Origin of the sequence: Pseudomonas sp. GWSMS-1, from assembly GCF_049847425.1 — a bacterium.
Taxonomy (GTDB): domain Bacteria; phylum Pseudomonadota; class Gammaproteobacteria; order Pseudomonadales; family Pseudomonadaceae; genus Aquipseudomonas.
Genome location: NZ_JBMHHV010000003.1, coordinates 342355 through 355989, shown reverse-complemented (window position 1 = coordinate 355989; position 13635 = coordinate 342355). Strand labels below are relative to the sequence as shown.

The 13635-nt window shown below is 61.4% G+C and carries 13 protein-coding genes and 1 pseudogene; 7 read left to right on the top strand and 7 right to left on the bottom strand.

All coding sequences use genetic code 11. The features are described from left to right. Positions 1 to 28: 28 nt before the first annotated feature. Both nadD and ACEPAJ_RS02565 read right to left on the bottom strand, forming a co-directional pair. Positions 29 to 703, bottom strand: coding sequence for a nicotinate-nucleotide adenylyltransferase (nadD, locus tag ACEPAJ_RS02570; RefSeq protein WP_425913353.1), 675 nt, complete (start codon positions 701 to 703; stop codon positions 29 to 31). Then, entirely contained in the window at positions 703 to 1968 is a 1266-nt protein-coding gene (locus ACEPAJ_RS02565; protein WP_425913352.1) for a glutamate-5-semialdehyde dehydrogenase, read from the bottom strand. The genes nadD and ACEPAJ_RS02565 overlap by 1 nt, the downstream gene beginning before the upstream one ends. Positions 1969 to 2150: 182 nt before the next feature. Between ACEPAJ_RS02565 and ACEPAJ_RS02560 the strand changes: the two genes are divergently transcribed. Continuing rightward, positions 2151 to 2867, top strand: a complete 717-nt coding sequence (locus ACEPAJ_RS02560) for a DNA-3-methyladenine glycosylase (RefSeq protein ID WP_425913351.1) — start codon at positions 2151 to 2153, stop codon at positions 2865 to 2867. Next, the gene (locus ACEPAJ_RS02555; protein ID WP_425913349.1) at positions 2864 to 4180 is read left to right on the top strand and encodes a bifunctional DedA family/phosphatase PAP2 family protein; all 1317 of its coding nucleotides are present in this window, start codon (positions 2864 to 2866) and stop codon (positions 4178 to 4180) included. The genes ACEPAJ_RS02560 and ACEPAJ_RS02555 overlap by 4 nt, the downstream gene beginning before the upstream one ends. Here ACEPAJ_RS02555 and ACEPAJ_RS02550 read toward each other — a convergent pair. Genes ACEPAJ_RS02550 through ACEPAJ_RS02540 form a run of 3 tightly spaced genes read right to left on the bottom strand, consistent with a single transcriptional unit; the run spans position 4174 to position 5844 of the window. Then, positions 4174 to 4761, bottom strand: coding sequence for an LON peptidase substrate-binding domain-containing protein (locus ACEPAJ_RS02550; RefSeq protein ID WP_425913348.1), 588 nt, complete (start codon positions 4759 to 4761; stop codon positions 4174 to 4176). The genes ACEPAJ_RS02555 and ACEPAJ_RS02550 overlap by 7 nt on opposite strands. Positions 4762 to 4771: 10 nt before the next feature. Then, the gene (locus tag ACEPAJ_RS02545; protein WP_425913346.1) at positions 4772 to 5488 is read right to left on the bottom strand and encodes an LrgB family protein; all 717 of its coding nucleotides are present in this window, start codon (positions 5486 to 5488) and stop codon (positions 4772 to 4774) included. Continuing rightward, positions 5485 to 5844 carry a CidA/LrgA family protein gene (locus ACEPAJ_RS02540; protein ID WP_425913344.1) on the bottom strand — a complete coding sequence of 120 codons (360 nt, stop codon included), beginning with the start codon at positions 5842 to 5844 and terminating at the stop codon, positions 5485 to 5487. The genes ACEPAJ_RS02545 and ACEPAJ_RS02540 overlap by 4 nt, the downstream gene beginning before the upstream one ends. Positions 5845 to 6064: 220 nt before the next feature. On the opposite strand from ACEPAJ_RS02540, the gene ACEPAJ_RS02535 reads away from it, so the two are divergent. The 5 genes from ACEPAJ_RS02535 (at position 6065) to ACEPAJ_RS02515 (ending at position 10102) form a co-directional block, all read left to right on the top strand. Beyond that, positions 6065 to 6520, top strand: a complete 456-nt coding sequence (locus tag ACEPAJ_RS02535; protein WP_425913343.1) for a MaoC family dehydratase — start codon at positions 6065 to 6067, stop codon at positions 6518 to 6520. 131 nt (positions 6521 to 6651) lie between these two features. Beyond that, the gene (locus ACEPAJ_RS02530; RefSeq protein WP_425913341.1) at positions 6652 to 8379 is read left to right on the top strand and encodes a C13 family peptidase; all 1728 of its coding nucleotides are present in this window, start codon (positions 6652 to 6654) and stop codon (positions 8377 to 8379) included. Between the two features lie 82 nt (positions 8380 to 8461). Next, the gene (locus ACEPAJ_RS02525) at positions 8462 to 9103 is read left to right on the top strand and encodes an oxidoreductase (RefSeq protein ID WP_425913339.1); all 642 of its coding nucleotides are present in this window, start codon (positions 8462 to 8464) and stop codon (positions 9101 to 9103) included. Between the two features lie 62 nt (positions 9104 to 9165). After that, complete coding sequence (locus ACEPAJ_RS02520) at positions 9166 to 9468, top strand: DUF5629 family protein (RefSeq protein WP_425913338.1); 303 nt, start codon at positions 9166 to 9168, stop codon at positions 9466 to 9468. Positions 9469 to 9490: 22 nt separating this feature from the next. Then, positions 9491 to 10102 carry a class I SAM-dependent methyltransferase gene (locus ACEPAJ_RS02515; RefSeq protein ID WP_425913336.1) on the top strand — a complete coding sequence of 204 codons (612 nt, stop codon included), beginning with the start codon at positions 9491 to 9493 and terminating at the stop codon, positions 10100 to 10102. A 104-nt stretch (positions 10103 to 10206) separates the two neighbouring features. Here ACEPAJ_RS02515 and ACEPAJ_RS02510 read toward each other — a convergent pair. Together ACEPAJ_RS02510 and ACEPAJ_RS02505 are read right to left on the bottom strand one after the other, a co-directional pair. Then, positions 10207 to 12698 (bottom strand): annotated as a pseudogene (locus tag ACEPAJ_RS02510) (putative bifunctional diguanylate cyclase/phosphodiesterase); the annotation flags it as partial. Positions 12699 to 12962: 264 nt separating this feature from the next. Beyond that, the gene (locus ACEPAJ_RS02505; protein WP_425913334.1) at positions 12963 to 13610 is read right to left on the bottom strand and encodes a response regulator transcription factor; all 648 of its coding nucleotides are present in this window, start codon (positions 13608 to 13610) and stop codon (positions 12963 to 12965) included. Positions 13611 to 13635 lie beyond the last annotated feature (25 nt).

Here is a 13635-nt window from a genome sequence, read left to right as displayed (position 1 = left end):
CGTCATAAGTAACTCGTTTGCCTCGTGTTCAATTCGCGCCACGGTACAGTCCGTGCGCATGGATATAGGCCAGTACCGCGTCAGGCACTAAAAAGCGTGCCGACTTTCCGCTCGCCAGTAGCGCGCGGATCTGGGTGGCCGACACCGCCAAGGGTGTCTGCCAGATAAAAGCAATTTGCCCACTCGGCCCACCCAGGGCAGATGGGTCACTCACACTGCGCGCGGCCAACAGGTTACGCAGCGCTTCGGGCGCCTCACTGTCGGCATCCGGACGCTGCAACACCAAGATATGGCAATGCTCCAACAACTCATCCCAGCGCTGCCAACCGGGCAAGCCACAGAAGGCATCCCAGCCCAGGATGAGCAACAACTGGTCATCGTCCGCCAACTCAGCGCGCAATGACTCCAACGTATCGATGCTGTAGGACGGCTTGTCGCGTTTCAGTTCGCGATCATCCACCTGCAGCACAGTGGCGCCCGCAAGCGCCAGTTCAACCATAGCCAGACGATCCATCGCACTGACCTGCGGTGCGCTGCGGTGCGGCGGCCGCGCATTGGGTATCAGGCGCAGCTCATCCAATAACAGCGCCTCGGCGACTTCCACGGCGCTGCGCAAATGACCGATATGCACCGGATCAAAGGTGCCACCGAGCACACCGATGCGGCGGGCGTCGGTACGTCGGGCGCCGTCGCGTCGGGCCATCAGGTACGGATATGCCCGTCGCCGAACACCACATACTTCTCACTGGTCAGGCCATCCAGGCCGACCGGGCCGCGGGCATGCAACTTGTCCGTGGAGATACCGATTTCCGCACCCAAACCGTACTCAAACCCATCGGCAAAGCGGGTCGAGGTGTTGACCATCACTGAGGCGGAATCCACTTCGGTCAGGAAGCGCCGCGCATCACTGAAGTTCTCGGTGATGATCGAGTCGGTGTGCTTGGAACCGTAGTGGTTGATGTGCTCAATGGCCGCTTCCAGCGAATCGACAATACGAATCGCCAGGATCGGCGCGTTGTACTCGGCAAACCAGTCGTCTTCGCTCGCCTCCAACACATCACAGCCCAGCAGTGCGCGTGTCGCGGCATCGCCACGCAGTTCAACGCCCTTGTCGCGGTAGATAGCGGCCAGAGACGGCAACACCTTGGCGGCAACGGCGCTATGCACCAGCAAGGTTTCCATGGCATTGCACGGCGAGTAACGCTGGGTCTTGGCGTTATCGGCAACCCGAATCGCCTTGTCGAGATCAGCGGCGACGTCGATGTAGACGTGGCACACGCCATCCAAATGTTTGATCACCGGCACCTTGGCATCGCGGCTGATGCGCTCGATCAGGCCCTTACCACCACGCGGCACGATCACATCCACGAACTCGGGCATGGTGATCAGCGCACCGACAGCGGCGCGGTCAGTGGTTTCCACCACTTGCACGGCGCTGGCAGGCAAGCCGGCCTCGCTCAAACCCAGCTGAATGCAGCGGGCAATCGCCTGGTTGGAATGAATCGCCTCGGAGCCGCCACGCAGAATGGTCGCATTACCGGATTTCAGGCACAGGCTGGCGGCATCGATGGTCACGTTCGGCCGCGACTCATAAATGATGCCGATCACGCCAAGCGGCACACGCATCTTGCCGACCTGAATGCCGGACGGCATAAAGCGCATGTCGCGGATCTCACCAATAGGGTCTGGCAGCGTGGCGACCTGACGCAGTCCTTCGATCATGCTGTCGATCACCGCCGGGGTCAGCGCCAGACGATCGACCATGGCCGGTTCCAGACCGCTGGCGCGCGCGGCGGCCAGGTCCAGTTCATTGGCACTGCCCAACTCGCTGCGCGCTGCATCCAGCGCGGCGGCGGCGGCCTGCAGCGCACGATTTTTCTGCGCAGTACTGGCGCGCGCGAGCACGCGCGAGGCGCTGCGGGCGGCCTGTCCCAGGCGGGTCATATAGTCGAGCACGGACTCAGTCATAGTCTTGGCGGGTCTGGCGGTTGAAAAAAGTCGCTGAGTATAACGGTCGCGCCGCTCCACGCCCAGCGCTGCGCGGCGGACGGTAGGCGCGAAGCGGCTGAAACACGCGCATTCAGGCACGCTTCATGCGCTTATTGTTACTATCGCCCACCCTATGCACCGCCGAGCAGCCGTGACAGCGCATGCCACACGACCCCAGCCCTAGCCTGCCCTGGCCCCAAGACCGCGCCCTGCCGGCGAGCTTTTTCGACCGCGATGCACGCGTACTGGCCCGCGCGCTGCTCGGCAAGGTGATTCGCCATAAGCACGGCGAGCACTGGCTGAGCGCGCGGATTATTGAAACCGAAGCCTATTACCTGAGCGAGAAAGGCAGCCATGCGTCGCTCGGCTATACCCACAAACGCCGGGCGTTGTTTATGGAGGGCGGGCACATTTATATGTACTACGCGCGCGGCGGCGATTCGCTGAACTTTAGCGCTCAGGGGCCGGGCAATGCGGTGCTGATCAAATCCGCCTACCCGTGGCAGGACACGCACAGCGGCGCGGATGCCGTGGCGCAGATGCAGCGCAACAACCCCGACAGCCAAGGTCGAGCACGCCCGCTAGACAAGTTGTGCAATGGCCAAACCCTGCTGTGCAAAGCCCTCGGCCTGAAAGTGCCTGACTGGGACGCGCAGCCCTTCGATGAACAACGTTTGTTTGCTGAAGACCTCGACCACGCCCCCACGCACGTCGTGCAATGTACTCGCCTGGGCATCCCCCATGGCCGTGACGAGCAACTGCCCTACCGTTTTGTCGACGCCGACTTTGCTCGCCATTGCACACGTAACCCACTGCGCCGCGGACAAATAGCCGGCCAGGATTATCACTTACTCAGCCGCACGGACAATCATCGATGAGCCACTGGTTCGACACCCTGACCCTCTGGCTAAGCGCCAACCCGCAATGGCTGGGCCTGGCGATTTTTCTGCTCGCCTGCCTCGAATGCCTGGCGATTGTCGGCCTGTTAGTGCCCGGCACCGTGCTGCTGTTCGCGGTGGCCGCACTGGCGGGCAACGGCGCACTGGGCCTGAGCGAAACCCTGCTGCTGGCCTTTTTCGGCGGTATGCTGGGCGACTGCCTGTCCTATGCGCTGGGGCGTTATTTTCATCAGGACATCGGCCGCTTACCGATACTGCGCAATAACCCGCAATGGCTGAGCAGCGCACACAGTTATTTCCTGCGCTACGGCGTCACCAGCCTGTTGATCGGTCGTTTTATCGGCCCGCTACGCCCCATGCTGCCGATGATCGCGGGCATGTTCGACATGCCCTTCGCACGTTTTTTTATCGTCAGCCTGCTAGCCGGATTCGGCTGGTCAATCGCCTACATGCTGCCTGGCTGGGCCACTGGCGCGGCGCTGCGCCTGCCGCTGCCAGAAGGTTTCTGGACGGAGGCCGGGGCCATTGCGGCCGGCGTGGCGCTGGTGGTTGGCGTCAGCGTACAAGGCAGCTTGCGCGGCCTGCGCCATACCAGCTTGCTGACGGCGGGTGCGTGCCTGGCGCTGCTGGTCGGCCTGATGCTCAGCTGGCCACACCTCAGCCCGCTCGACCAGGGCCTGCTGAGCCTGGTTCAGGAGCATCGCGCCCCCGCACTGGACACGCTGATGGTGCTGATCACCCGCCTCGGCGACCTGACCACGCAACTGGCAGCGGCTTTACTGCTGTGCCTGGCACTGCTGGCAACGCGGCAATGGCGAACCCTGTGCCTGGCCATCGGCACCCTGCTTGGCACGGCCTTAGCCAACAGCGCGCTAAAGGCGTTCTTCGCGCGCAGCCGCCCCGATGTGCTGCTCGAACCACTGAGCAGCTTCAGCTTTCCCAGCGGCCACAGCTCGGCAGCGTTTGCCTTCTTTTTACTGCTCGGGGTGCTGGCAGGGCGCGGACAACCGCCGCGCATGCGCCTGACCTGGCTGCTACTGGCAAGCTTTCCCGCTGCTGCGATTGCCGGCTCAAGGGTTTACCTGGGGGTGCATTGGCCCAGCGATATTATTGCCGGCGCCATTCTGGCGGCCTGCATCTGCGCCCTGAGCCTGACGCTGGTGCAATGGCGCACAGCGCTGCCGGCCTTGCCTAAAAAGACATGGTGGCTGCTGCTACCTGCGATTATCGCCCAGCTGGGCGGCATCACCACCTGGCAGCTGTCCGCCGGGCTGCAGCTGTACCGTTACTGACGCTCGCCCTGCAACTGCTCAAGCAGTTGCTGTAACAGCTCCAAGCGCAACGGTGCATCGACGGTTTCGAGCAGCGTCAGCTTTTGCTCAACGTCCAACGGCAACAGGTAGGCCAGTTGGTTAGCCAACGCATCCTGGCCAGCAGGCTCGCTCGGCATGCCCAACGAAGCCACCAGCGGGTGTGCGTTTAACGCCTCCAGCAAGGCGGACAGGTCGGCATGCTCAGTGGTCAGGGGCTGCTCCGGCGGCGCGTCCAGCCACTCGACCTCGGCCAGGGTCAGTTGGTCAGGCAGTACCTGGGCGCGCTGCACGCGAAACCGCCGACCGCCCTCAACACGGATGCCCAACAGCCCATTGGGCCGCTGCTGAAAGTCGCGGATCAACGCCTCACAACCGACGGCCGCAAACTGCCCGGCGGCCTCACCCACCTCGGCGCCATCGATGATGCAGACCACGCCAAAGCCTTGGCCCTGCTTCATGCAACGGCTGACCATGTCCAGGTAACGCGCTTCGAACACCTGTAAATCCAGCATGCAGCCTGGAAACAACACGGTATTCAGTGGAAACAATGGCAGGGTCACGGGCACCTCCTTATAGCCACAACAAAATAGCCAGCGGCAGCAACACCGCTGTGAACACGCCCATCAGGCTCATCGCCAGGGCAGCAAACGCCCCACACTCCTCGCCTTCCTGCAGGGCGCGCGCGGTACCGACCGCATGCGCGGTCAGGCCCAGCGCCATGCCCAGCGCCGCGGGATGCTGCACGCCCACACGCTTAAGTAATGACGGGCCGATGATCGCGCCAATAATCCCGGTGATCATCACAAAAACCGCGGCCAACGCTGCAATACCGCCAATCTGACTGGCTACCAGCATGGCAATCGGCGAGGTCACCGACTTGGGCGCCATACTCATCAGCATGATGTGTTCAGCGCCAAAGGCCCAGGCCAGGGTCACTCCCAGCACCGTAGCAACCACCCCGGCCACCAGCAGCGTGATAAAGGTCGGCCAGAACAGCTGACGAATCCGCCGCAAGTTAACAAACAGCGGCACCGCCAGCGCCACCGTGGCGGGCCCGAGGAACAACGTCAACGCGGTGGCACTGTCTTTGTACTCCGCGAAAGTCAGGCCGCAGGCCAGGAGAATGCCAATCACCGTGAGCATCGACACCAGCACCGGCTGCAAAAACACCCAGCGGGTCTTTTCGTAAGCGGCCATGGCCAACTGATAAGCGCCGAGGGTAATGCCGACGCCAAACAGTGGATGGTGCGTCAGCGCCTGCCAGGCGGCATGCCATTCCACAGTCATGCGTCCCTCCGGCGTTGCTGGCGGTCGATCAGTTTCTGCATCAGCCAGCCGGCGAATGCAATTGACAGCAACAGTGACAACAGCAGCGCACCGGCAATCGCCCAGAAGTCGGCAGAGATAGCCTCGGCATAGGCCATCACCCCTACCGCCGGCGGCACCAGCAGTAACGGTAGGTACTTCAGCAGGCTGCCTGAAGCCTGACGCAGCGGCTCACCCACCTCGCCGCGCAACAACAGAAAAGCAAACAGCAGCAGCATGCCGATAATCGGCCCCGGCAGCATCGGCATCAGCAAAACATTCAGCGCAGTGCCGAGCAACTGGCACAGCACCAGCCAGAAAAGGCCGCGTAACAACATGACGGGTAATCTCCGAATCGTATGATCCCAGGCGTAATGCCGCGCATTATAAGCAAAAGCCCCTTGTAACGGCGGGTTTACAGCGGTTGCGTGGGATAAACCGCGGCCTAACACTGCGCCGCACTCGCCACTTGACCCGGTGGCGAACCCATGATGATCTTAGGACAGAAGGATTTACGCCCCCAAAAAAAAACAACACTCGCGTCTTCAAGGAGAAACCATGACTTCAGTACCCGCCGCCGAACTGTCCAGCTACATCGGCAAAGAACTTGGCCGTTCCGACTGGCTGACCATCGACCAAGAACGCATCAACCAGTTTGCCGAATGCACGGGCGACCACCAGTTCATCCATGTCGATCCGGAAAAAGCCAAGCTCACCCCGTTTGGCACCACCATCGCCCACGGTTTTCTCTCGCTGTCACTGGTGCCCAAGCTGATGGAAGGCATCATGATCATGCCCACCGGGCTGAAGATGGCGGTCAACTATGGCCTGGACAGCGTGCGCTTTATTCAGCCGGTAAAGGTCAACTCCAAGGTACGCCTGACGGCCACCCTGACCGAAGTTACGGAGAAAAATCCGGGCCAGTGGCTGCTCAAAGCCAAGGTTGTGCTGGAAATCGAAGGTTCGGAAAAACCTGCCTATATCGCTGAGCCGCTGACCCTCTGCTTCGTCTGATCACTGCCGCCAAACAGAGGCGCACAGGTACCTGCCTGTGCGCCTCTGTGTTTGCCGGTACGCGCGCTCTATCACGGCACATGCAGCGGTTTAAGGCATACTCAGGCGCCCCTACAGCCCGGATTTTCTGCATGCGCCGTCTTTCCCGCCTAGCTCCCTTGAGCCTTGCTCTACTGCTTGCCGCCTGCGGCGATGGCGAACCGCTGCTGCCCGCCGACGCGGTGCTGCCCGATGGTGGGCGCTACCGTGGCGAGGTAATCGACGGCCTGCTACAAGGCCCGGGGCGCCTTGATTACAGCGACGGCCGTTACTACCAGGGATTGTTTAAAGATGGCCAATTCAACGGCCCCGGTGAATGGCACAGTGCGCAGGGTGAGGTGTATACCGGCGAATTTATGGGCGGCAATTTCCATGGCCAGGGCCGCCTCACTTACAGCGATGGCAGCCGCTATATCGGCGGCTTTGCCAACGGTACGCCCAACGGCGAAGGCCATCTCAAAAGCAGCGAACAGGAATACCGCGGCGAATTCAGTAACGGTTTGTACAGCGGCCTGGGCTCGTTGCAGTGGAGCCATGGCGAACGCTTCCAGGGCCAGTTCCGCAATGGCCAGCCCCACGGCCAAGGCGTCCTGAGCGACGCTGAAGGCAATGAGTACGCAGGCACCTTCGATAACCAGCAACTCAACGGCCAGGGCAGTTTCAAGAACCTTGGCGGCGATCTCTACAGCGGGGAGTTCCGCGACAACCAATTCCACGGCAAAGGCCGCTTTCAGAGCGCCGATGGCGACGTCTGGAGCGGGCGTTTCGTCAATGGCAGCCTGACCGGCCAAGGCCAATTCAAGGCCGTCGATGGCAGCCATTACGTCGGCCAGTTTCGCGACTGGAACTACCATGGCGAAGGCCGCCTAAGCCTCGCCGACGGCAGCGTTTATCAGGGTCACTTTGCCTACGGCAAATACCACGGCAACGGCAGCCTGAGCCTGGCCGACGGCAGTCAGCAAAGCGGCACCTGGCGACAAGGCCGGCTGATTCGCGACAGCGATGGCCAAGCAGTACCCGACACCTTGGCCATCGGCTTGCTAGAGCAAGGCCGACTGCTCGATGCCGCCATTGCCCAGCTGCCTGCCTCGACATCCGCCATCGAACTGTACGCACTGACCCTGGCCGGCGACGGCAAACAGAGTGTGTTTATGCGCGAGGCCGACTACGTGGGTGACCTGTTGCAAAAACGCTTCGCCGCCTATGGCCGGATTACCCTGGTCAATCACCGCGACCACCTGGCGGATCGCCCGCTGGCCACCAGCGCCAGCCTGGGCCGCAGCATTCAGGCCCTGGCTGAACGCAGCGGTGAAGAAGACCTGATCTTTATCTACCTGACCAGCCACGGCTCAGCCAAGCATGAACTGAACCTCGACCAGCCGCGCATGCAGCTCGACGACCTGCCCGCCAGCGAGCTGGCTACCCTGCTGAAACCTCTCAAAGAGCGCTACAAGGTACTGGTGATTTCGGCCTGCTACTCCGGCGGCTTTATCCCAAAAGTGCAGGATGAGAAAACCCTGGTGATCACCGCCGCACGCGCCGACCGGGTGTCATTTGGCTGCTCGGAGGAAAACGATTTCACCTACTTCGGCCGTGCGTTATTTGCCGAAGCCCTGCAACAGACCGATGACCTGCAGCACGCTTTCACACTGGCCCAGGCCAGCGTCGCCGCGCGTGAAAAAGCCGATGGCTTCGAGCCGTCCGAACCACAAATCTGGCCAGCCAAGGCGGTCCTCGCGCAGTGGCATAAGCTGCGTGAGCAGCAAGCAGCGCTCGCTCTCAACACCCCACGCGCCGCGCAACCTGAGGTCAAACCATAACTATCACAGCGACCTGCAAGCGCAGAGTGCGCAGCCCCTACAGCCTGTTAAGCTGATGGATATCAGCGGAGAACCCCACGTTATGTATTTGACGCCCCAGCACATCCTTCTCGCCGGCGCCACCGGCCTGACCGGCGAGCACCTGCTGGACCGCCTGCTGAATGAGCCTACAGTGGCCCGCGTGCTGGCCCCCAGCCGCCGGCCACTGGCTGCGCATGCGCACCTGGAAAACCCACAGGGTGAGCTGCTTGCCCTGCTGCCACAGCTGCAGGGCAAGGTCGATACGGCCTTCTGCTGCCTGGGCACCACGATTAAACAGGCCGGCTCACAAGCGGCCTTTCGCGCCGTCGACCATGACCTGGTGATCGCCTTCGCCGAACGCGCCCGCACCCTCGGCGCGCGCCACCTGCTGGTGATCAGCGCCCTCGGTGCGGACGAGGGCTCGACGGTGTTTTACAACAAGGTCAAAGGTGAAATGGAACAAGCCCTGCGCGCGCAGGACTGGCCGCAACTGACCATCGTCCGTCCGTCGCTGCTGCTCGGCGCGCGCCAGGAATTTCGCCTCGGCGAACGCCTTGCCGCGCCTTTTATGCGCTGGCTGCCGGGCAAATACCGCGGCATCGACGCCACCGTACTGGCCCGCGCCCTGTGGCGTTTGGCCCTGGAAGAAGATACCGGCACTCGCGTGATCGAATCAGACCAACTGCGCCGTCTCGGCCGCTAACAGAAGACAACACCTATGAGCACCACCCGCACGACCTGATCAGCGCCCTGAACCACGCCGACATGCTGGAAATCGACGGCCTGCATGCCTGGCAGTTCAGCCTCAACGCTGAACAACTGGCGCAGCACCAGACTGGCGGCCAAGCGGTCACCGACGCGCCGCTGTTGAGCATCGAATGCATGGACGGCCGCGCCCTGCGCAAATGGCACTTCAGCCTGGCCCAGATAATCGCCGCACGCTTTGATGGTGAAGCCGATGCCTGGCGCCTCAACGACACGGCCGGCCCTCACCTGATCAAGTGCTTTGCCGCCGTCAGCGGCGACAACAGCGATCAGCCGGAAGACGCCAGCAACGACGCCGAATAGCGCAACGCGCGAGGTAAACCCTGTGGGCTTATATGACCGTTACCTGCTGCCGCACCTGATCGACTTCGCCTGCGGCATGGGCGCGGTGATGAAGGCCCGCTCGCAGTTGGTGCCTCTAGCCCACGGGCGGGTGCTGGAAATTGGCATCGGCAGCGGCCTCAACCTGGCGTTCTACGACGCGCAAAAAGTCAGCACGATCATCGGTGTCGACCCCAGCGCCGACATGCAGAAGCTGGCCAGGCAACGGGCCGACGCGATCAGTATTCCCGTGGAGATGATTGCCCTTGAACTGGGGCAAATTCAGGCGGATGACGCCAGCTTCGATTGCATCGTCTGCACCTTCACCCTGTGCACCATCCCCGATGCCGTCGCTGCGCTGCGCGAGATGCGCCGCGTGCTCAAGCCGGGCGGGCGCTTGCTGTTCTGTGAACACGGCCGGGCGCCTGAGCTACCGGTATTGCGCTGGCAGAATCGCCTGACGCCGCTGTGGAAACCGCTGACCGGTGGCTGCCACCTCAATCGTGATATCGCCGCACTGATCCGCGCGGGCGGCTTTCACATCGGCGAGCTGAACAACCGCTACCTCAAGGGCCCCAAGCCCATGACCTATCTCTATCAAGGCTGGGCCGACTAGGCCGGTGTTTTGCAGCCGCTCCGGCCTATCGGCGCCGCCCGGCGCTCTTGCGGCGGAGGGGCCACACCCCTGCTGCAAGCCTCAGCGAGCGGGCAGCGCCACGATTACACCGGTTCAAACAGCGGCAGGGCTTCAAACGCATCAATGGTAATCGGCTTGCTGAACAAATAACCCTGGAAGTACTTGCAACCGTTCGCCAGCAGCACGCCATGCTGCGCCTGGGTTTCCACCCCCTCGGCGATGGCTTCAAGCCCCAAGCTCTCGGCCAACGCCAAAATCGCCCGCACGATCGCCAGACTGCTGGAACTGCCAGGCAGATCACGCACAAACGACTGGTCGATTTTCAACTGATCAAGCGGTAACTGCTGCAGATAAGCCATTGATGAATAGCCGGTACCGAAATCATCAATGGAGAAACGAATACCGATGCCCTGCAGAGTTTGCATGCGCAAAGCCGCCTCGTTCTTGTCGGTCAGCAACAGCGACTCGGTTATTTCCAGTTTCAGGCGCTGCGGGTTGGCGCCACTGTCAGCCAAGGCCTGGTGCAATATGTCGATGAAGTCGTCCTTAAACAGCAGCCGGCTGCTGATATTCACCGCCAGGCTCAAGCCGGCCAGCCGCGGCTCACGGGCCCAGCGCGCCAGCAAACTGCAGCCTTGTTTGAGCACGTAGAGATCAAGCTCAGCGATCAGCCCGCTGCGCTCGGCAATTTCGATAAATGTCCCTGGCCCCAGCAAGCCACGCTGCGGGTGCTGCCAACGCACCAGCGCTTCCGCGCCCTGCAACTCTCCGTACTGGTTGATTTGCGCCTGCAGGTACAGCACAAACTCACCTTCAGCCAGGCCGCGGCGCATATCTTGCTCCAGTTGCAGGCGCAAACTGACCACCTCCTGCATGCGCGGGTCATAAAAACTCAAGGTGTCCTTGCCGGCTGATTTGGCGCTGTACATGGACAAGTCAGCGCACTGCATCAGCTCATCTACCGAGTGCTGCTCATCATTGAACAAAACGGCGCCCAAGCTCGCGCTATTGAAGAAATGCTGACCATTAACTTCATACGGCTCTCGCAAGGCGAGCATCAGCTTGCTGCCGATGTGTTCAACCTGGGAGCCGGCATCTTCGGCGATAGACTCCAAGCCCTCAAGCATGATCACAAACTCGTCACCGCCCAAGCGCGCCACCGTATCCAGCTCACGCAAGGTGTTTTTTAACCGTTCGGCCACCTGGCAGAGCAGCTCGTCCCCACCTGATGCCCATAGACATCGTTGACGTTTTTAAAGTCATCCAGGTCGAGAAAGATCAACGCCGCGTAATGTCCATTCCGGCGGCACAGCGCGGTGGCCTGTTCAAGCCGGTCACGTAACAGGCGGCGGTTGGGCAGGCCAGTCAGGGGGTCATAAAAAGCCAGATGAAGGATTTTCTGTTCGGCATTTTTGCGCTCGCTGATATCCACCAACGAGGCCACGTAGTTAGTCACCAGCCCTTGCTCATCATGCACGGCACCAATGGTTAACCACTCGGGGAACACCTCGCCGCACTTGCGCCGATTCCATATCTCGCCCTCCCACAGCCCGGTTTCTTGAAGGCTGCGCCACATGGTCTGATAAAACTCAGGGCCTTGGCGCCCCGAACCAAGCATGCGCGTGGGTCGCCCAACGACGTCTTCCAGGCTGTAGCCGGATATCTCACTGAATGCACGGTTGGCTTTCAGGATGCGCGTACTGGCATCGGTAATCAGCATGCCCTGCGGCGACTCAAAGGCAATGGCAGCGATGCGCCGATCCAACTCAAGCGCGACCCGCTCGGTAATATCGCGCGCCATAAAAACCAGGGCCCGCTTGCCATTCACCTTAATATCCAAACGCCGCGCACGGCCCTCAAAGACCCGCCGACCGGCCGGTGTTTGCATGTCATATTCAATGGTTTGCGCTTGGTCGCTGGCCAGGGTGCGCCCAATCAACTGCATAAAGAGTTCGGTTTGACTGGTTGGCAGCACCTCCGCCATCAGGCGGCCCAGCAAGCCTTCACCACCGGAAAACAGCAGGCTGCTGTCAGGGGCTTTGATCTTCACATAGCGGCCGTCTTCATCCAGCACGATGGAAAGGTCAGGCACCGCTTCGGTAATGGCCTGCAACTGCGCCTCACTCTGGCGCAGCGCTTCGCGATCTCGCTTCTGTCGGCGAATATCCTTCAACAGTAAACCGAGTATCAAGGTCGAAGGGATCAAGACTAAGACCAGAGGCCACAACGCATATTGCTGGGACGCGGCGAACTGGCCAGATGGCAATAAGGTCAAAATGGCGATCTGCAGGCCTTGCACAAGCGCGGCAAAGACCAGCAGTGAGAAAAAACCGAATGGCACGCGGCCAGACATGTGCAGGCCGCGGTAAGCCAGCCCCATGAGCACCGGCATCAGGATGTTGAGCAGCCCAGGTATCGCGCCCACACCCCCGAGCCACAAGCGATACACCCCGGCGATAGCACCGGCGATCAACCCAACCAGTGGCCCACCGAAGAAGGCCGCCATGCTCAGCACCACGGTGCGACCATCGAAGATCAAACCTTGCTCAAGCGTGAGTGGAAATGTCATACCAATCACACAGGCCGCGCCAAACAATGCGCCGGAGAACAACTTACCGGGGGTCGAGCGCTCATCCAAATAGCGCGTAATCAAGCCATGCATCCAGCACAGGGTTATCAGCAGGGTGGCATTCTTGATCAGTTCTAGGAGCATTCCGTTATCCAGGCAACACATTCAGGCGGGGAAATAGGCGGGGCTTGCGGGTAAATGATAGCAACTCAGCATGATTCACGAACGCGCAATACTCAGGTGCGCAGCCCACGGCACGCCAGGCTCAGGTCAAGGCTGCTCGCCGCGCAGCTGCAAGGCGTCCACCAACCCGGCGGCAATCGCCATCCCCACCAGATCGGCGAGGGTTTCTGCCTGCATGCGCTTCATCACCCGCGAGCGGTAGAGGTCGATGGTCTTGACGCTGATATCCAGCTGCTCGGCCATTTCGCGGTTAGTGTAGCCACGCACCAGCGGCAGCAATACATCACGCTCACGTGGGGTCAGGCTGGCCAAGCGCGCTTCCACGGCCTGCAAGCGCAGATCCGCCTGCACCACCGCCGGCGCATGGCTTAAGGCGTGCTGCACGCTATCGAGCAGCAACTGCTCGTTGTAGGGTTTTTCGATGAAGTCCACGGCGCCGGCACGGAAGGCGCGCACCACGATGGGCACATCAGCATGCCCGCTAACAAAGATCACCGGCATCTCAATGCCGCGGGCGCGCATCGCTTCCTGCACATTCAGCCCGCCCATGCCGGGCATGCGCACATCCAACAGCACACAGCCTTGGCTATGCGCATCACAGGCATCGAGAAACGCCTGACCGCTGGTGAACGGCAGTGCCTTGAGCCCCACGGACTCCAGTAGCCAGACGGTGGAGTCGAGCATGCCCTGGTCATCGTCGACCACATAAACCTGGTGTTGCATCTGCAGGCTCATGCCCTGCTCCTTTTCTTGTTATGCA

Bases quoted from the DNA above. Each gene is read 5' to 3' on its own strand.
- ACEPAJ_RS02540 (WP_425913344.1), bottom strand. From the start codon at position 5,844: ATGTTGTTACGCGGCCTTTTCTGGCTGGTGCTGTGCCAGTTGCTCGGC.
- ACEPAJ_RS02525 (WP_425913339.1), top strand. From the start codon at position 8,462: ATGTATTTGACGCCCCAGCACATCCTTCTCGCCGGCGCCACCGGCCTG.
- ACEPAJ_RS02545 (WP_425913346.1), bottom strand. From the start codon at position 5,488: ATGACTGTGGAATGGCATGCCGCCTGGCAGGCGCTGACGCACCATCCA.
- ACEPAJ_RS02520 (WP_425913338.1), top strand. From the start codon at position 9,166: ATGCTGGAAATCGACGGCCTGCATGCCTGGCAGTTCAGCCTCAACGCT.
- ACEPAJ_RS02505 (WP_425913334.1), bottom strand. From the start codon at position 13,610: ATGAGCCTGCAGATGCAACACCAGGTTTATGTGGTCGACGATGACCAG.
- ACEPAJ_RS02555 (WP_425913349.1), top strand. From the start codon at position 2,864: ATGAGCCACTGGTTCGACACCCTGACCCTCTGGCTAAGCGCCAACCCG.
- ACEPAJ_RS02565 (WP_425913352.1), bottom strand. From the start codon at position 1,968: ATGACTGAGTCCGTGCTCGACTATATGACCCGCCTGGGACAGGCCGCC.
- nadD (WP_425913353.1), bottom strand. From the start codon at position 703: ATGGCCCGACGCGACGGCGCCCGACGTACCGACGCCCGCCGCATCGGT.
- ACEPAJ_RS02530 (WP_425913341.1), top strand. From the start codon at position 6,652: ATGCGCCGTCTTTCCCGCCTAGCTCCCTTGAGCCTTGCTCTACTGCTT.
- ACEPAJ_RS02560 (WP_425913351.1), top strand. From the start codon at position 2,151: ATGCCACACGACCCCAGCCCTAGCCTGCCCTGGCCCCAAGACCGCGCC.
- ACEPAJ_RS02535 (WP_425913343.1), top strand. From the start codon at position 6,065: ATGACTTCAGTACCCGCCGCCGAACTGTCCAGCTACATCGGCAAAGAA.